The 17116-nt window shown below is 66.1% G+C and carries 18 protein-coding genes; 10 read left to right on the forward strand and 8 right to left on the reverse strand.

The features are described 5' to 3' along the window. The first annotated feature begins 317 nt into the window (after window positions 1–317). The 5 genes from ACQPYR_RS07630 (at window position 318) to ACQPYR_RS07650 (ending at window position 5457) form a co-directional block, all read left to right on the forward strand. The gene (locus ACQPYR_RS07630) at window positions 318–1124 is read left to right on the forward strand and encodes a TIGR00730 family Rossman fold protein (RefSeq protein ID WP_433629279.1); all 807 of its coding nucleotides are present in this window, start codon (window positions 318–320) and stop codon (window positions 1122–1124) included. Next, window positions 1118–1720 (forward strand): TIGR00730 family Rossman fold protein, encoded by a 603-nt coding sequence (locus tag ACQPYR_RS07635; RefSeq protein ID WP_433629282.1) that lies wholly within the window; start codon window positions 1118–1120, stop codon window positions 1718–1720. The genes ACQPYR_RS07630 and ACQPYR_RS07635 overlap by 7 nt, the downstream gene beginning before the upstream one ends. Before the next feature lie 4 nt (window positions 1721–1724). Beyond that, the gene (locus tag ACQPYR_RS07640) at window positions 1725–3494 is read left to right on the forward strand and encodes a long-chain-acyl-CoA synthetase (RefSeq protein WP_433629285.1); all 1770 of its coding nucleotides are present in this window, start codon (window positions 1725–1727) and stop codon (window positions 3492–3494) included. Window positions 3495–3634: 140 nt separating this feature from the next. Beyond that, a complete protein-coding gene (folP, locus tag ACQPYR_RS07645) occupies window positions 3635–4519 on the forward strand; it encodes a dihydropteroate synthase (protein WP_433629287.1) in 885 nt (294 codons plus the stop codon). Then, on the forward strand, window positions 4516–5457 hold the full coding sequence (locus ACQPYR_RS07650; RefSeq protein ID WP_433629290.1) for a glucosyl-3-phosphoglycerate synthase: 942 nt from the start codon (window positions 4516–4518) through the stop codon (window positions 5455–5457). Before folP ends, ACQPYR_RS07650 begins: the two co-directional genes overlap by 4 nt. Before the next feature lie 438 nt (window positions 5458–5895). Here ACQPYR_RS07650 and ACQPYR_RS07655 read toward each other — a convergent pair whose 3' ends face one another. Next, window positions 5896–6843, reverse strand: coding sequence for a quinone oxidoreductase family protein (locus tag ACQPYR_RS07655; protein ID WP_433629293.1), 948 nt, complete (start codon window positions 6841–6843; stop codon window positions 5896–5898). An 88-nt stretch (window positions 6844–6931) separates the two neighbouring features. On the opposite strand from ACQPYR_RS07655, the gene ACQPYR_RS07660 reads away from it, so the two are divergent. Continuing rightward, window positions 6932–7381 carry a MarR family winged helix-turn-helix transcriptional regulator gene (locus tag ACQPYR_RS07660; RefSeq protein ID WP_433629296.1) on the forward strand — a complete coding sequence of 150 codons (450 nt, stop codon included), beginning with the start codon at window positions 6932–6934 and terminating at the stop codon, window positions 7379–7381. A gap of 305 nt (window positions 7382–7686) precedes the next feature. Here ACQPYR_RS07660 and ACQPYR_RS07665 read toward each other — a convergent pair whose 3' ends face one another. The 5 genes from ACQPYR_RS07665 to sigE form a co-directional block, all read right to left on the reverse strand. Continuing rightward, window positions 7687–8541: a hypothetical protein gene (locus ACQPYR_RS07665; RefSeq protein WP_433629299.1), complete on the reverse strand. Its 855-nt coding sequence runs from the start codon at window positions 8539–8541 to the stop codon at window positions 7687–7689. Between the two features lie 371 nt (window positions 8542–8912). Further along, window positions 8913–9329: a Sec-independent protein translocase protein TatB gene (gene tatB / locus ACQPYR_RS07670; RefSeq protein WP_433629301.1), complete on the reverse strand. Its 417-nt coding sequence runs from the start codon at window positions 9327–9329 to the stop codon at window positions 8913–8915. Window positions 9330–9384: 55 nt separating this feature from the next. Continuing rightward, window positions 9385–10938, reverse strand: coding sequence for a trypsin-like peptidase domain-containing protein (locus ACQPYR_RS07675; protein ID WP_433629304.1), 1554 nt, complete (start codon window positions 10936–10938; stop codon window positions 9385–9387). 10 nt (window positions 10939–10948) lie between these two features. Beyond that, window positions 10949–11335: a hypothetical protein gene (locus ACQPYR_RS07680; RefSeq protein ID WP_040695126.1), complete on the reverse strand. Its 387-nt coding sequence runs from the start codon at window positions 11333–11335 to the stop codon at window positions 10949–10951. A 90-nt stretch (window positions 11336–11425) separates the two neighbouring features. Continuing rightward, a complete protein-coding gene (gene sigE, locus ACQPYR_RS07685; RefSeq protein ID WP_387297250.1) occupies window positions 11426–12031 on the reverse strand; it encodes an RNA polymerase sigma factor SigE in 606 nt (201 codons plus the stop codon). A gap of 465 nt (window positions 12032–12496) precedes the next feature. On the opposite strand from sigE, the gene ACQPYR_RS07690 reads away from it, so the two are divergent. The 3 genes from ACQPYR_RS07690 to ACQPYR_RS07700 all read left to right on the forward strand — a co-directional run bounded on the left by ACQPYR_RS07690 (window position 12497) and on the right by ACQPYR_RS07700 (window position 13793). Then, complete coding sequence (locus ACQPYR_RS07690) at window positions 12497–13129, forward strand: O-methyltransferase (protein WP_371856482.1); 633 nt, start codon at window positions 12497–12499, stop codon at window positions 13127–13129. A gap of 121 nt (window positions 13130–13250) precedes the next feature. Further along, the gene (locus ACQPYR_RS07695; RefSeq protein ID WP_433629308.1) at window positions 13251–13508 is read left to right on the forward strand and encodes a hypothetical protein; all 258 of its coding nucleotides are present in this window, start codon (window positions 13251–13253) and stop codon (window positions 13506–13508) included. Between the two features lie 90 nt (window positions 13509–13598). Beyond that, window positions 13599–13793 (forward strand): hypothetical protein, encoded by a 195-nt coding sequence (locus ACQPYR_RS07700; RefSeq protein WP_040695099.1) that lies wholly within the window; start codon window positions 13599–13601, stop codon window positions 13791–13793. Here the strand turns inward: ACQPYR_RS07700 and glgC are convergent, their stop codons facing one another. Next, a complete protein-coding gene (gene glgC / locus ACQPYR_RS07705; protein ID WP_040695098.1) occupies window positions 13794–15008 on the reverse strand; it encodes a glucose-1-phosphate adenylyltransferase in 1215 nt (404 codons plus the stop codon). It lies immediately after the preceding gene. Window positions 15009–15145: 137 nt separating this feature from the next. On the opposite strand from glgC, the gene glgA reads away from it, so the two are divergent. Next, complete coding sequence (gene glgA / locus ACQPYR_RS07710; RefSeq protein ID WP_433635048.1) at window positions 15146–16303, forward strand: glycogen synthase; 1158 nt, start codon at window positions 15146–15148, stop codon at window positions 16301–16303. On the opposite strand, the gene ACQPYR_RS07715 is transcribed toward glgA, so the two are convergent. Then, on the reverse strand, window positions 16279–17109 hold the full coding sequence (locus ACQPYR_RS07715; protein WP_433629310.1) for a putative RNA methyltransferase: 831 nt from the start codon (window positions 17107–17109) through the stop codon (window positions 16279–16281). The genes glgA and ACQPYR_RS07715 overlap by 25 nt on opposite strands. Between the last annotated feature and the right edge of the window lie 7 nt (window positions 17110–17116).

Raw genomic sequence — 17116 nt, forward strand, 5'->3', positions numbered from 1 at the left:
GCCCTCTTCGCTGGCCCCGCCCGACCGGGCGAGACCGACACACCGCGTCACTCAGCACCGCGCTGCACACACGTTGGACGAATTCTTGACGACTAGATAGCAATCGGCCACAGAACACTCGGTACTGTCGGCACCATGACCAGCGGCGGCGCGTTTAGAGAGCACACTGGTAACTCGTCGGGGACGGGCTAACTTCTCCCACAGCCCTACCGCCGCCCGCCAACGTCACAGCTGTCGCGACTGAGTCTGGCGCCTAAAGGCTCGGAGAGGCGGGGGAGCCGCCTGAAGATTCGGGGAGGCGGACTAGCGTGGGCGCCATGTCCGCCGAAGCCGCCGATAACGAGATCGCGAACCCGCCGAAGTCGACACCCAAATTCCGCGGACCGATCATGTTCCGCCGCGATCGCAAACCGGGCGGCACCGCCGACCAGAACCTATTGGACCAGCACGGACCAAGCGATTGGGTGCACACCGATCCGTGGCGGGTGCTGCGCATCCAGGCCGAATTCGTCGAGGGCTTCGGTGCGCTCGCCGAACTGCCGCGCGCGGTCACCGTCTTCGGTTCGGCGCGCACGCCGGCCGGGCATCCGGAGTACCACGCCGCCATGGCCATCGGTGGCGCGCTGGCACAGGCCGGATTCGCGGTGATCACCGGCGGCGGTCCCGGCGTGATGGAGGCCGCGAACCGGGGCGCGTCGGAGGCGGGGGGATATTCGATCGGACTCGGCATCGAGTTGCCGTTCGAGCAGAGCCTCAACGAATGGGTCGACCTCGGTATCAACTTCCGCTACTTCTTCGCGCGCAAGACCATGTTCGTGAAGTACTCGCAGGCATTCATCTGCCTGCCGGGCGGATTCGGCACCCTGGACGAGCTGTTCGAGGCGCTCACCCTGGTGCAGACCCATAAGATCACCCGCTTCCCGATCATCCTGTTCGGCAGCAAGTACTGGGCCGGGCTCGTCGACTGGCTGCGCGATTCGCTCGGCGGCTCCGGCAAGATCTCACCCGGCGACCTCGGCCTGCTGCATGTGACCGATAGCGTCGAGGAGGTCGTCCAGATCATCCTGGCCACCGCGGACGGGGCCACCGACACCGATGCCCTCGGAACGGAGGATCAGTGGTGAGTGAAGCCGGATACGCGGTCTGCGTCTACTGTTCGGCCAGCACCGCCGATCCGGCCATGCTCGCGCTGGCCGCCCGGGTTGGCACCGAGATCGCAAGGCGCGGTTGGCAATTGGTTTCCGGCGGCGGTCATGTCTCGATGATGGGCGCGGTCGCGACCGGTGCTCGCGCGGGCGGTGCGCACACCGTCGGGGTGATCCCGAAACATCTGGTGCACCAGGAAGTAGCCGATGTCGATGCCGACGAGCTGATCGTCACCGACACCATGCGCCAGCGCAAACAGGTCATGGAGGACCGCGCCGACGCCTTTCTCACCCTGCCCGGCGGCATCGGCACACTGGAGGAATTCTTCGAGACCTGGACCGGCGGTTATCTGGGCCAACACGATAAGCCGGTGGTTGTGCTCGATCCCAATGGCTTCTATCGGGGTCTGTTCGACTGGCTGGACCAACTCTACGATCGGAAGTTCGTGTCCCAGCCGGCCATAGCCAGGATCACCGTGGTCGACAATCTGCCCGCGGCCTTCGCCGCGCTGAAACCGGTGCCGGCGTCCGAGGTGACACAGGAGCCGGGAATCACTCTCGACGAGGAGAACTGACGCATTGAGCACTCCCGCCCGCCAGCAGGTCAGCCTATTCGATATCGCGAAGCGGTTGCCGCACATGGCATTCGACGCACCGTCCATGCTGCGCGGCGCGCGCGGCATGATGGTGCGGCCGGATGACAAATCCTCGGTCGGGCTGTACTTCCAGCGCAGCGCGCACCGGCATCCGGACCGGCCGTTCCTGAAATACGAGGGCGAGACCTTCAGCTACGGCGCGGCCAACGCGCAGGTGAACCGGTACGCGCGAGTGCTGGCCGACCGTGGCGTGCAGCGCGGTGACGTGGTCGGCGTGCTGATGACCAACCGTCCGGAAACCCTGTTCGTGGTGCTGGCCACCGTGAAACTCGGTGCGACAGTAGGCCTGCTGAATCACCACCAGCGCGACCAGGTGCTCGCCCACAGCTTCGGACTGCTCGACAGCGTGCTCAACGTGGTCGGCGAGGAATGCCAGGCGGCACTTGACTCGCTCGCCGAACCCCTTGCCAACGTGCTCTTTTCGCAGGATCTGCGCAAGGCGGCCGAGGGTGCGGACCCGGCCGATCCACCGAGTTGCGCGCAGGTCACCGCGAAGGAACGCGCCTTCCTGATCTTCACCTCCGGCACCACTGGCCTGCCCAAGGCCAGCGTGATGACACATCTGCGCTGGACCAAGAGCATGTCCGGTCTCGGTGGACTCGGAATTCGCCTGCGCGGCAACGACACTCTGTACTGCTGCTTGCCGCTCTATCACAACAACGCGCTGACCGTCGCGCTGTCGTCGGTGCTCGCCGCGGGCGGCGCCTTCGCACTCGGCAGGCAGTTCTCCGCCTCCCGGTTCTGGGACGAAATCATCCGGGAGCAGGCGACCGCATTCATCTACATCGGTGAACTCTGCCGCTACTTGGTCAATCAGCCGGTCAAGCCGACCGATCGGCAGCACCGGGTGCGGCTCGCCGTCGGCAACGGTCTGCGGCCGGAGCTGTGGGACGAGTTCAAGAACCGTTTCGGTATCGGCCGGATTGTCGAGTTCTACGGGGCCAGCGAGGTGAATATCGCCTTCGTCAATGCCTTCGGGGTGGATCGCACCGCGGGCTTCGGGCCGCTGCCCTATGCCATCGTCGAATACGACGATGCGACTGGAAAGGCCAAGCGCGACAAGGACGGCCGGCTGCGCCGGGTCCCGGGCGGCGGGGTCGGTCTGCTGCTGGCCAAGGTCACCGATCGTTCGCCCGCCGACGGCTATACCGACAAGGCCGCCTCGGAGGCGAAGCTGGTCCGCGACGGCTTCGAGAACGGCGACGTCTGGTTCGACACCGGCGACCTGGTCCGCGATCAGGGCTGGCACCACATCGCCTTCGTGGACCGGCTCGGCGATACCTTCCGCTGGAAGGGTGAGAATGTCGCTACCACCGAGGTCGAGGGTGTGCTCACCGAATCCGACGTGATCTCGCAGGCGGTCGTCTTCGGCGTGGATATCCCGGGCACCGACGGCAAGGCGGGCATGGCGGCGGTGACGCTGCACCCGGACGCCGATTTCGACGGTCGCGCGCTCGCCGAACTGGCCTACTCCCGGTTGCCCGGCTATGCGGTCCCGCTGTTCATCCGGGTCGTCGCCGAACTCGCGCAGACCTCCACCTTCAAAAGCCGCAAGGTCGAACTCCGTAAGCAGGGCTACGCAACCGACGCCGACAGTGAGCTGTACGTGCTCGCCGGTCGGACCGATGGCTACGTCCCGGCGTACGACGAATACGCCGCCGACGTCGCCGCGGCTCGCGCTCCGAAGAACTAGCGCCGATCGCACGGCGGCGCTTTGGGCGCGCTCGACAAGTTGCCCAGGTGCTGGCGAAATCCGTTGTTGCCCGTCCCAAGAATGCACCGTCCACAACCCGTTCCCTGGGGCCGTGTTACAGGACTAGGTACAGTCGGGGCATGTTCAGCCCCACCGCAGCGCCGCTCCCTACCTTGTGCGGCAAGCCGGTGGCGACGGATCGGGCGCTGGTCATGGCCATCGTCAACCGCACCCCCGACTCCTTCTACGACAAGGGCGCCACCTTCACCGACGCGGCCGCCATGGACGCGGTCGCGCGCGCGGTCGACGAGGGCACCGATCTGGTCGATATCGGCGGGGTGAAGGCCGGTCCGGGCACCGTTGTCGATGCGGCGGAAGAGGCTCGCCGGGTGGTCCCGTTCGTCGCGGCGATCCGGGAGAAGTATCCGGAGCTACTGATCAGCATCGATACTTGGCGCGCGGAGGTGGCCGAGGCCGCTGTCACGGCAGGCGCGGATCTGATCAATGACACCTGGGCGGGCGCCGATCCGGAATTGGTGCACGTGGCCGCCGATCGTGGGGTCGGCATCGTGTGCAGCCACACCGGCGGGGCGGTCCCGCGGACCCGACCGCATCGGGTGCGCTATGCCGATGTGGTGGCAGAAGTAACGCAAACGGTGCGGCGCGCCGCAGAAGATGCGGCCGCGGCCGGGGTTCGCAAGGATTCGATTCTGATCGATCCGACCCATGATTTCGGCAAGAACACTTACCACGGGCTCGAGTTGTTGCGGGGAATAGACGTTCTTGTAAATACCGGATGGCCAGTCTTGATGGCGCTGAGCAACAAGGATTTTATCGGGGAGACTTTAGGTGTCGGTCTATCCGAACGGTTGGAGGGCACATTGGCAGCAACAGCATGGTCGGCGGCCGCCGGCGCCCGAGTCTTCCGAGTGCACGAGGTTGCCGAAACCCGGCGCGTCGTGGACATGATCGCCGCGATACAGGGCATCCGGCCCCCCGCACGAACCCTGCGAGGTCTGGCATGAATTTCCATCATCACGACAGCCCGCTCTGGGCGACGACGAACACCTGGGACACCCCGGACTGGACGGTCGAGGAACTGATCGCCGCCAAATGTGGACGCACCGTTTCCGTGGTGCTGCCCGCACTGAACGAAGAGAACACCGTCGCCGATGTGGTGGCCAGCATTCGACCGCTGCTCGGCACCCTGGTCGACGAGCTGATCGTGCTCGATTCCGGATCGACCGATGCGACCGCCGAACGCGCGCTCACCGCGGGCGCCGAGGTGATCAGTCGGGAACAGGCCGTCCCCGAACTCGATCCGCTGCCCGGCAAGGGTGAGGTGCTGTGGCGTTCGCTGGCGGTGACCAGCGGCGATGTCATCGCCTTCGTAGACTCCGATCTCATCGACCCGGATCCGGCCTTCGTGCCGAAGCTGCTCGGCCCGCTGCTGCTGGTCGACGATATGCATCTGGTGAAGGCCTACTACCGCAGGCCGCTGCGGCAGGCCGGTGCCGTGGACGCACACGGCGGCGGTCGCGTCACCGAACTCGTGGCCCGTCCGCTGCTCGCCGCATTGCGTCCGGAACTGTCGCAGGTGCTGCAGCCGCTCGGCGGCGAATACGCGGGCACCCGCGAACTGCTGACCTCGGTGCCGTTCGCCCCCGGCTACGGCGTGGAGATCGGTCTGCTCCTCGACACCTACGACCGCCTCGGCCTGTCCGCGATCGGTCAGGTGAATCTCGGTGTGCGCACCCACCGCAACCGCCCGCTCGCCGATCTCGGCGTGATGAGCCGCCAAATCCTCGGCACCGTGCTCGGCCGCAGCGGCGTCGAGGATTCGGGTGCGGCGCTGACCCAGTTCCCGCTGATCGGCGATGCCTTCACCGCGCACAGCACGGAAGTTTCACTCGCCGACCGCCCGCCGATGAATACGCTGCGCCCGGCCTGGGCCGCGGCCTGAATCGACCACGACGAACCCCGGGTGCTCCGAGCGCCCGGGGTTCTTCCGTTTGCGGTGATGCACAGATAGGAGCGGCAGGATGTTTTGAGCCGCAGCGGGTTTCGCCTGTCAGCCGCCGCGGCATGGCCCGCCACCCTGCTCGGCGTGCATGATCGGCGCTGATCTGCCTGGTCGATGCCTCGACCATTTCCTCGATCCCGGGTATGAACCCTCCGATCCTCCGCACCCGGGTGTCGGATCGGTTCCGCCGCTGCGTAACTGGACGTAGCGGCAGACGCTGTGCTGGTCACAGCCGACCGTTTGCGCGGCACGCCGGTAACTGCCGGTCAGATCGGAGGCGGCCAGGATCTGCTCGTCGGTCTTCATCACAGTCGGCACGGTCGCCGATCCAGCGCGGGACACGTGACGAGGTGTCCCGGCCGGATCGGGGACGGCGACTCATCCGATACGGACGATGCTCTTGCCTCGGGTCACTCCGCCGGCCAGGTTCGCGATCGCGGTCTCGACGTCGGCGAGAGCGTATTCGGCGGTGACATCGACGCGCACCGACCCGTTGGCGACCAGCGCCATCGCGCGCGCGGCGCTGTCGGCGAGCCGTTGCGGGCGGGTCTGGCTAGCCAGGTTGCTGTTGTAGGTCATCAGCGACTGACCGTGCATCAGTAGGTCGTTGGCCGACACGGTGACCGGCTCGAAGGTGGCGATGTTGCCGTAAACCACGATCCGGCCGTGCGCCGCCAGCCTGGCCAGGCTCGCGACCCGGGTGGGCCCGCCGATTGGGTCGAGGATTACGTCGAACTTCGCCTCACCCAAGACATCTGGGAACTGTTCTCGCGTCAGCACCTCGTGGTAACCGAACTGGCGCGCGTAATCGAGCTGACCGGTATTGCCGACCACCCCGACGATCCGTTCCGCGCCCGCGGCAGCTGCGAACTGTCCGGCCAGCGACCCGACACCACCGGCGGCGGCATGGATCAGCACACTGTCCCCGCCCCGAACTCCGGCGACGGTATCGACCAGGTCGTAGGCGGTCGGAGTCACCCACCCGAACGCGGCCGCGGTGCGTGGGTCGATACCCGAGGCATTGATCGCCAGCACCGCCGGCGCGGTCACGACCTCGGCGTAACCCCCTCCGCCGACCAGCGCGACGACCTGCTCACCGATCCTGTCCTCGGCCACGCCCTCACCCACCGCGATGATCTCGCCAGCGGCTTCGAAGCCCGGTACGAACGGGCGCGGGATCGGGAAATGCCCTCCGTGCACCAGCACGTCGCCGTACTGCACTCCCGCATAGGCGACGCGGATCGCGACCTCACCCGGTCCGGCCACAGGCTCGTCGATCTCCGAGATCCGGAATGTGTCATCGGTGTCCAGCACAACAGCCTTCATGACATACAACTTTCTGTGTTGACTCAGTATCCTGATACACAAGACCTAAGCAGTATCAGATAGTTGAGTCAACTCAGGGAGTTGTTACATGTCCGACGTGCCCGTCGAGGAATACGTGTGCACCCGAATCCGCCGCGCCGAGCAGGCGCTCATGGCCCACCATGAGGCCGTGCTGCGCGGCTACGGACTGACCATGACCCAATACACGGTCCTGCTGACGCTGTCCCGCGATGACGCTATGTCCGGTGCCCAACTTGCCCGCGCGTGCGGAGTCACCCAGCAGAGCATGGCCACCGTCTTGACCGGCATACAGAACAAAGGACTCATCGACCGGCAACCGTCCCCGGTGCACGCCAAAGTCTTGATCGCCACCCTCACTCCGGCCGGCCGCGGCCTGCTCGACCGCGCCTACGAAGAAGTCATCGTGCTCGAACGCGCCCTCACCGACAGATTCACCCCCGCCGAGCACAAGCTGTTCTGCGAATTCCTCGACCGCGCAACCGCCACCCTCGTCGAACAGACCCCCACCGCCAACTGACCGTCCACGTTCCGTAGTCGAGTTGTGGGGAAACCCGCTGTCCACCAACATGTTCGACCTGCCGACCGCCAGCCGGGCGATACCTGACCGCTAAACAACCGCTCGTTCTCCTCGGCCAGCCGCGCCTGCCCAGACGGAAGGCCTGCGTGATGTGTGACGCATCACGATTTCAGTGCGTACTCCTGTGAGCTACCTGGGTTTCTTCGAGCGTGAGTGAAATATCGCGTGGCTCCGTCGAATCCGGGCGCCGCGCCACGTTCGCGATCACTAATTGGTTGCCAAAAGCTTTCCAGCAGTCGAACAACTCAGCGTCGAAAGCCGGAGATCGATCTGGGCTCGGCGTCGTGCCGATACACCGGTGTGAGCAGATCGGCATCGACCGGTTCCCCCGTGGAACGGTCGTAGCGGACGGCGACCAGCACCGAAAACAGATGTGTGGCAGCACGTTCGTGCAGCGTCGCCAATCTTGTTGCGAGCAAACGGATTGCGCCGAGCGAGCCGGGTGGGTGCAGGCCGTCGATGATCAGGGCGGTGCCGCGTCCGTCGGGACGCGGCAGACGCGCGACATAGGCGATATCGTGCGGTTCCGGACCGCCTGGCCGGTATACCCGCCGGGCCGCCCGATCTTCGATGCCGCGCCGGGCGTCCCCGGCGCGCGCCACCGCGCGCCGCAGTCGCGGATCGGCCGCGATGAGCTGACGAATGCTCGGCGAGAGTTCGGGTCCGCCGAGCACGATCAGTCCGTCGCGATTCAGGTCGACGGGTCGGCCAGGCAGGAAGTGTTCGACCGTTGCGGTGAAGCCGAGTTCGCGAAGTAGCTCCACCAGTCGTTGTGCCGCACTCGGATCCGGTGCGCCGAGCACTCGGCCGCTGCGCACCTCCGGAGCGATTACCGTGAGCGATCCGTGCCCGAAAAACAGACCTTCCGGTGCGGGACCCTGGGTACTCACCTGATGGATCCGCGCGCGGGAAAGTCCCGCCGCCGCACCGATTCTGGCGAAGGTCCAGCCTTCGGCATGAAGTTCCCTGATCACCGCCCTGCGGATACGGGTTAGTTCGTTGATGGTCTGCTGGGCCGCCGCCACCCCATCGGTGGCCGCCTTGAGTCGCTCGACTTTATCTTCGATCGCGAAAACGCGCGCCACGTCATCGGCCGACATGTGCGAAGTCTAGACATCTCGACACGATCAAGCGTCTAGTCTTCTTGACACAACAGACCCGTTGCAGCCCATAGCAACCACGACGGAGCGAGTCTTACGAGCGACGTTCACGGCCCGTCTCGCGTCCGAGTGGCCAAAAGCTTATGCGCCGCAAGCACGGGATTCGACCATCCGCTGCGAGTGCATCAGGTGCCGAACGCTCCGGCCATCAGCACCCACGACGGAGCGAGTCTTACGAGTGACGTTCGCGGCCCGTCTCGCGTCCGAGTCGTCGAAGTGCATGCGCCGCAGGCGCGAGTCTCGACGGCTCGGACGCGAGACACCAGGGGGCCGCGAACCCGCAGCGCCGAAGGCGCTGCAATTAGAAACAGTTACGTCGCGTCGGTGTCGATCGGCGGACGTTCGTTGTGCTCCAAGGGCTTTTCGAGCTTGGGCATCGGGTAGTCCGGCATGCCGCCGCCGGCGCCGAGCAGGTCCTGCTTATCCGGGATCGCCTTCTCGAATTCGCGGAGCACCGAATCGTCGCCATTCAGAAGATGTTTGGTGACCATCTGGCGCGGCGACATCTGGCGCAGCTCGTTCAGATCGGCCAGCGGCTTACGCAGGTCCTCGAATTCCGGTCCGAGCTCCTGCTGCAGCTGCTGGGTCGCGCCGCTGGCATAGTCACGAACCTTGCGCAGGCTCTCCGTGGTCCAGCGAATCGCCCCGGGCAGTCGCTCCGGGCCGAGGATCACGAGGGCGGCGACGAGAAGGATGACCATCTCGCCCCAGCTGATGTTGCTGAACACGAGTCCAGGCTACCTGGGCCGACGTAGCCGAGCCGCTTCGGATTCCATCCGCGGATCAGTCCGATTCCAGCGTGACCGGCACGTCCACCTGCCTGCCATCGCGGATCAACTGCACGTTCACCGTTTCGCCGATCTTGCGCTGCTGCACGGCGACCACCAGCTCGTCCGGGCCGGTCACCTCGCGATCGCCGATCTTCACGATGACGTCGTTCTCCACGATTCCGGCCTTGGCCGCCGGTCCGCCGGGTTCCACATCGGCGACCGCTGCGCCGCTCATCACATCGTTTGCGACCTGCTTGCTGCGGGCACTGAGCCCGATCTTCGGGTGGTGCACCTGGCCGTCGTGGATCAGGGCCTGCGCGATATTGGTCACCATATCCACCGGAATCGCGAAGCCGAGGCCGACCGAACCGCCGGTCTCACTGCGGATCGCGGAATTGATGCCGATGACCCGGCCCTCCATGTCGACCAGTGCGCCACCGGAGTTACCCGGGTTGATCGAGGCGTCGGTCTGCACCGCGTCGATGACGGCCTTGGTGTCGCTGCCCTCACCGGAGAGCGCGACGGGACGGTGCAGGGCGCTGACGATGCCGGAGGTGACGGTCTTGCTCAGGCCGAGCGGCGAACCGATCGCCAGCACGTCGTCACCTACCTGGACATCCTTGGACTTGCCCAGATTGGCGACAGTGAGATTCTTCACATCGACCTTGAGTACCGCCAGATCGGTCTTCGGATCGCGCCCGACGATATTCGCGGGCACCCGGCTGCCGTCGGAGAAGGTCACCTGAATCGCGGCCCGATTCGACTTGTCCTGTGCCGCCATCGAAATCACGTGATTGTTGGTCGCGATGTAGCCCGCACCATCGATGACCACACCGGAACCGGTGGCGCCGTTGTCACCGACTGTGACCCGGATCGAGACGACCGAGGGCAGCACCGCATTGGCCACCTTGGCGATCAGGCCGTGCGGGCGCTCGATCTCGCCGGACTGCTCCAGGCTGACCTTGCGCGAGGTCAAGGGGGACGTCGCCTCCGCGGTCAACCGGCCGACCAGGCCACCGAGCACGCCGATGGCCAGCGCGACGGCCGCGAGCAGGGCCAGCGCCTTGGGCGCCACCCGGGAGCCGAAGAGCACTTCCCTGGCCGAGAGCTTCCGTGCCTGCGGCAGCGGTGCGGGTCGCGGGGTGGCGACGGCGGGTGCGCCGAGACGTGCGGCGGCCTCGGGATCGCGCCACGGATCGGCCGGACCGGCCACCGGTGCGCCGGTGTCGGCGGCATCGGGATCACGCTGCAGGAGTTCGGTGGAGCCTTCGGGGCGACCGAAAGCCTCCTCGAGCACCGCGTCGGGCGGGCTGTTGTGCAGTTCCGGGCCGACCTGTGGCACGCCCGAACCGGTCGACTTGGGCTGCTCACCGAACGAACCGGCCTGGCCCGAGGGGCGGCGGAACGCATGCGCCGTGTGACCGTCCACATGGGGCCGGTAGACCGGGCGCGGTCCGAGTACGGGCGCGTCCGACGGCCTTAAGTTCCCCCGGGGCGCCGAATCGTTGCTATCGCCTGCGGAGGGCCGCGATTCCGACGGCCCGGAATTCGTCGATTCGGTGGTCACTCGGCAAACTCTACTTGCGCCACCAGGTGGTCCACCGGGTCGCGGTGAACGAATCGGTCAGAAATCCGAAAACCGCCTCGTTGCGGGGGCTTCCGGCGGGCGGCCGGGCGGCCGCGCTGGTTGCGCCGCCGGGCAGTTCGGCGAGCGGAATGCGGGTGAGGCTGTCGTGCAGATCGGTCGGAATCGACACCTGACCGGCCCGGCGCAGGGCGATCCGCGCCTGCTGCTGTGCGTCGACCTCCGCCGCACATTCGGGGCAGACGGAAAGATGTTGGGCGGCACGCAGATAGGCATTCATCCGCAGTTCGCCGTCCACATAGGCCGCGATCGCCTCGCTGGCCAGATGCTCGGTGGGACGGAAACGGGGACGACCTGACGTGCTGGCGTCGCCACTCATTCGGTGCTCACCCTTCCAACCGACATCATCCACTCCTGCGCTCGACCGAACGGATATCCGGCCGTCGGGTGCGGTTCGGCTTGCGCCGGATCACCCCAGGTTCGCGTCAGCGGCGAACCGCTGCTCACTTCCATTATGCGCAAGGTAGTCGCGCAGTGCCTGACGGCCGCGGTGGATGCGGCTGCGCACGGTGCCGAGCTTGACACCGAGGGTCGCACCGATCTCTTCGTAGGACAGACCCTCGATATCACAGAGCACGACCGCCGCGCGGAATTCCGGAGCCAGAGAATCCAGGGCGGATTGCAAGTCGGGATCCAGGCGGGAGTCGTGATAGGCCTGCTCGGGGCTCGGTCCGTCGGCGGGCACCCGATCGTAATCCTCGGGCAGCGCCTCCATCCGGATCCGGTTGCGCCTGCGCACCATGTCCAGGAAGAGGTTCGTGGTGATGCGGTGCAGCCAGCCCTCGAAGGTGCCCGGCTGGTAATTCGACAGTGAACGGAATACCCGAATGAAGGTTTCCTGGGTCAGATCATCGGCGTCCTGCGCGTCGCCGGAAAGTCGGTAGGCCAGGCGGTACACCCGGTCGGCATGTTCGCGGACCAACTCGTCCCAGGACGGCATCGCGGAACGGTCGCCCGTCGCGTCGAAGGCCGCGGTACCGGTCAGCTCGACTTCGGTGGCGTCCTCGTCGTGCATTTCGGCCTCCGTCGGGAGAATTTGCGCCGCTTCCGTCGGGATAGCTTGCGCTGGCAGGGTGGCGAACTCGCGCGCCGCCCCGGCGCGAGCGACGGGCCCGGAGGCGGAAGCTTGCGTAACCACGGAGGGCACCGGGAGCGTCGAAAATGACCCTCTGTCCATGTGGATGGTGATACCTCCTACTCGGGACCGTGGCTGCGGATCTGGTGGCGATCCGGGTCTCGGATCGTCACGTACGGTTACAACAGACGATCGGTATGTCGTTGTTCCCGCGCCCCCGTGCCGGACGGTCGGCTGGTCTTGCTTGCCCATACTCTTTCCTGCCTCGATATGCCGAGGGTATGGAGATCCTGAGGGACACCTGAGAATCCGCCCCCGCCCCCGACAAACAATTAATCGCACGACCACGGGATAACGCTTCACCGATGAGCCAAACTTGCGACTTCGTGCCCTAGATTCATAGGCGTGGCATCGAATCTGGAGCGAAACCTCTCCTACGTGGAGGAATCCGTCGTGGAAGACGAGGTCCTCGTCAGCGCGCGTGAGCGGGCCACTGAACTCGGTGCGTTACCCGTACCACCCTCGGTCGGCGCCCTGCTGAGCATGTATGCCCAGCTGCTCGGCGCGCGTGCGGTGGTCGAGGTGGGGACGGGCGCGGGGATCAGCGGGCTGTGGCTTTTGGATGGCATGCGCGAGGACGGGACCCTGACCACCATCGATTCCGAACCCGAGCATCAGCGCGCGGCCAAGGAGGCGTTCCGCACCGCCGAGATCCTGCCCGCGCGCACCCGGTTGATCAACGGCCGAGCCCTCGATGTGCTGCCCCGACTCGCCGACGGCGCCTACGACCTGGTGTTCATCGATGCGGCCCCGCTCGAGCATCCGCAATACGTCACCCAGGCCGTGCGGCTGCTGCGCGCGGGCGGCGCGATCCTGCTGCACAATGCCCTGCTCGGCGGCCGGGTTCCGGACCAGACCCAGCGCGACCCCGCGACCCAGGCCGTGCGCGCCGCGACCAGGGCGATCGCCGAGGATCCCGAGCTCACCAGCGTGCTGATCCCGGTCGGCGACGGTCTGCTCTGCGCATCGCGGGGCTAGTAACCGCCCGGCTATTCACAAGCGTTGGGCGCGTGTGGATTTCATTCGCCGTGTGCTGATTTCATCGCCGCCGGACGGGTATTCGAGCTGATGCCAGGTTCGACGACGGCAAGGTACGCCCATGGTGTGGGAGCGCGGATCCCAGATCCTAGAAATCGGCCATTTCGGCCACACGATCAAAGAGGGACGAGCACGCGGTGGTTGTCTGCTGCCCGCTCTCGGCTTTCTGATTTTCATCATGGTGCTGGCCGTGGTGGTGCTGTTGTGGGTCAGCAATGCCGATTTCGGCACCGAGCACACAAAAGTTCCGCTGACTCCCGGTCCCTGCGAACCGTTCTGCACGGGCATCGTCGCGCCACCGGAACCCGCCCCGCGATAACCGTCGGAAACATTTCGCGCGAAACCGCCGCCGACTGGGTATCAAGGAGTAGAGGATGTCCCGGGAGTGGCGATCGGGGAGAGGTTCAGCGTGTTTCGCGACAACGATGATCGAGACCCGATCAACTGGGGCTGGTCGGCGATCTTTCTCGTGCTGGTGCTCGGTCTCGCCGTTGTACTGATGCTATTGGTCGTCACCGCCGATTTCGGCGATAAGTCACCGGCCACGACAGTGCCGAAAACACCCGGTGCCTGCGCGCCGTTCTGTCCGTCGAATCCGACGTAGTCAGACCCAGACGCCCTTGCCGACGGTCACCACACCGCCGTTGCTGACCGCGAAGCGATCCCGATCCCGATCCAGATCTACGCCGATGATCTCGCCCTCGCCGACGACCACGTTCTTGTCCAGAATCGCGCGCCGTACCACCGCGCCGCGCCCGATCCGGACGCCGGGCATGATCACACTGCCCTCGACTGTCGCGCCGTCGTCGACCATGACATTGGAGCTGAGCACCGAATTGCGCACGGTCGCGGCCGACAGGATGCAACCGGCGCCGACCACGCACTCCTGCGCGAGCCCGCCCTGCGCGAACTTGGCAGGCGGCAGATTCTCCGCCGCGCCGCGAATGGGCCAATGCTTGTTGTAGAGATTGAAGACCGGATGCACCGAGACCAGATCCATATGGGCCTCGTAGAACGCGTCGATGGTGCCGACATCGCGCCAGTAACCGCGATCGCGCTCGGTCGCGCCGGGCACCTCGTTGTCAGCGAAGTCGTAGACCGAGGCCTCGCCGGCGGCCACCAGCGCCGGGATGATGTCGCCGCCCATATCGTGATCGGAATCGGAGTTGTCGGAGTCGGCCCGGATCGAATCGACCAGCACCTTGGTGGTGAAGACGTAGTTGCCCATCGAGGCGAAGGTGACGTTCGGATCGTCTGGTGTGCCCGGCGGATGCGCGGGCTTCTCCAGGAATTGGGTGATCCGCCCGGACTCGTCGGAGTCGATGCAGCCGAACGCACTGGCCTCGCTGCGCGGCACCCGGATGCCCGCGACCGTGACGCCCGCGCCGGAATCGATGTGGTGCTGGACCATCTGCTCCGGATCCATCCGGTACACGTGATCCGCACCGAAGACCACGATGTAGTCCGGATCCTCGTCGTAGATCAGGTTGAGCGACTGCATGATCGCATCGGCGCTGCCGGTGTACCACCGAGGGCCGAGCCGCTGCTGCGCCGGCACCGGCGTGATGTATTCACCCGCGAAACCGGAAAGCCGCCAGGTCTGCGAAATGTGCCGGTCCAGTGAATGCGATTTGTACTGGGTGAGCACGCACAGGCGCAGATAACCCGCGTTGACGAGATTGCTGAGTACGAAGTCGATCAGTCGATACGCACCGCCGAAGGGGACAGCTGGTTTGGCCCGATCCGCGGTGAGGGGGAACAGGCGCTTACCCTCGCCACCGGCGAGCACGATCCCGAGTACGTGCGGCTGGCTCCTCACACCTGCCAAACTACCGCGCGTCGCGGGTACAGGTGGCCCATGCCAAAGTGAACGTCTAGTTTGAAGCCGTGAGTTTCGGCACGGGCGGTGGGGGTGCGGGGGCGGAAGCCGGCGATCACGACCGGCTTCGCGTCGCTATGTTGACGCGCGAATATCCCCCCGAGGTTTACGGCGGGGCAGGTGTCCATGTCACCCAGTTGGCCGCCCAATTGCGGCAGTTGTGCGAGGTGACCGTCCATTGCATGGGCGTGCCCCGCACGGATGCCGTAGTGCACCAGCCGGATCCGATGCTCTACGCCGCCAATGCCGCGATGCAGATGCTGTCGGCCCAGCTGCGGATGGCCGATGCCGCGGGTGAGGTGCACGTGGTGCACTCGCATACCTGGTACACCGGGCTCGCCGGACATCTCGCCGCGACCCTCTACGGGATACCGCATGTATTGACCGCGCATTCGCTGGAGCCGCGGCGGCCGTGGAAGGCCGAGCAGCTCGGCGGCGGCTACCGGCTGTCGTCCTGGTCGGAGCGCAATGCCGTGGAGTATGCCGACGCGATCATCGCGGTGAGCGAGGGCATGCGCCACGATGTGCTCGACGCCTATCCGACGATCGATCCGGACCGGGTTCACGTGGTGCACAACGGCATCGACGCGACCGTTTGGCATCCGGGACCGCCCGACGGCGAAGCCCGCACGATCCTGGACGAATTGGGCGTGCGTAGCGACCAGCCGATGGTGGCCTTCGTCGGTCGCATCACCCGGCAGAAGGGGGTCGGGCATCTGCTCGCCGCCGCCCGCGAATTCGATCCGGAGATCCAGTTGGTGCTGTGCGCGGGCGCGCCGGACACCCGCGAACTGGAAACCGAGGTCGCCGCCGCCGTCGCGGAACTCACCAAGGCACGCGGCAATGTGTTCTGGGTGCGCGAGATGCTGCCGACCGAGCAGATTCGCCAAATTCTCGCGGCGGCCACGATGTTCGTCTGCCCCTCGGTCTATGAACCGCTAGGGATCGTGAATCTCGAGGCCATGGCGTGCGCGACCGCGGTGGTCGCCTCCGATGTCGGCGGCATTCCGGAGGTGGTCGTGGACGGACAGACCGGTCGCCTTGTGCACTACGACCCGAACGCACCGGAGCAGTACGAACACGATCTGGCCGCGGCGGTCAACCAGGTCGCCGGTGATCCCGTGCTGGCCGCCGAATTCGGCGCCGCCGGACGCCACCGCGCCATCGCCGAATTCGACTGGCCGCAGATCGCCGTCCAAACCGTGGCGATCTACGACCAGGTTCGCAAGTTCTGACGTCGGAAGGTCGAGATCTGGACCGAGGCGGTCACCTCGAGCGTGTCCGGTAGGCCATCCAGTCGGTTGGTCGCGTGGTGGGCGGACGGACCCATCGCCACCACGTTGCCGATATCGGTGCGGGTGAGTTTCATCGGGTATTCGACGGTGGTGCGGTCTACCGCGTCGAAGTGGCCGGACATGGTGTCGGTGAGACGGCGATCCTTGTCCGGGTCGACCGTCACCATGCCGAGTGGGCCGACAAGCTCGGCCAGATGACGTGGGGTAGGTGTGGCGACGACGAACCGGCCGTCGGCGGTGAGCACCCTGGCGACCTCGCTCGGATTACGGGGTGCGAACACCGAGACCACTCGATGCAGCGCACCGTCTCGAACCGGCAGCCCACGCCAGGCGTCAGCCAGTACCGAGGCAGCACGCGGATGGGCGCGGGCACAGCGTCGGGCCGCGGGCTTGGCCACATCCAAGGCGATCCCGATGGCCGCCACGGCATCGAGCACCGCGGCCAGGTAATAGCCGGTTCCGGCACCGACCTCGAGCACGGCGGCGCCGTCGAGCACCGGCTCGTCGGCCGCGACAGCCGTGGCCACCGCATCGGCGATCGGCGCGAAATGTCCCCCGACCTGGAACGCGGCACGCGCGTCCAGCATCGCCGAGGTATCGCCGGTCATTTTCGTCGACGCACCGGTCAACAGACTGACATAACCCTGTTTGGCGATGTCGAAACTGTGCCCGTGTCCGCAGCGCAACGCCCGATCGCGCGACTCCATTTCCGAGCCGCATTCCGGACAGGCCAGCAGACCGGCCACATCAGCG

The organism is Nocardia sp. CA-120079 (assembly GCF_050955745.1).
GTDB lineage: Bacteria > Actinomycetota > Actinomycetes > Mycobacteriales > Mycobacteriaceae > Nocardia.

Coding starts and splice junctions, on each gene's coding strand:
- folP (WP_433629287.1), top strand. CDS start 3,635: ATGTTCAGCCCCACCGCAGCGCCGCTCCCTACCTTGTGCGGCAAGCCG.
- ACQPYR_RS07660 (WP_433629296.1), top strand. CDS start 6,932: ATGTCCGACGTGCCCGTCGAGGAATACGTGTGCACCCGAATCCGCCGC.
- glgA (WP_433635048.1), top strand. CDS start 15,146: ATGTTGACGCGCGAATATCCCCCCGAGGTTTACGGCGGGGCAGGTGTC.
- ACQPYR_RS07695 (WP_433629308.1), top strand. CDS start 13,251: ATGGTGTGGGAGCGCGGATCCCAGATCCTAGAAATCGGCCATTTCGGC.
- ACQPYR_RS07650 (WP_433629290.1), top strand. CDS start 4,516: ATGAATTTCCATCATCACGACAGCCCGCTCTGGGCGACGACGAACACC.
- ACQPYR_RS07665 (WP_433629299.1), bottom strand. CDS start 8,541: ATGTCGGCCGATGACGTGGCGCGCGTTTTCGCGATCGAAGATAAAGTC.
- sigE (WP_387297250.1), bottom strand. CDS start 12,031: ATGCACGACGAGGACGCCACCGAAGTCGAGCTGACCGGTACCGCGGCC.
- ACQPYR_RS07680 (WP_040695126.1), bottom strand. CDS start 11,335: ATGAGTGGCGACGCCAGCACGTCAGGTCGTCCCCGTTTCCGTCCCACC.
- ACQPYR_RS07630 (WP_433629279.1), top strand. CDS start 318: ATGTCCGCCGAAGCCGCCGATAACGAGATCGCGAACCCGCCGAAGTCG.
- ACQPYR_RS07655 (WP_433629293.1), bottom strand. CDS start 6,843: ATGAAGGCTGTTGTGCTGGACACCGATGACACATTCCGGATCTCGGAG.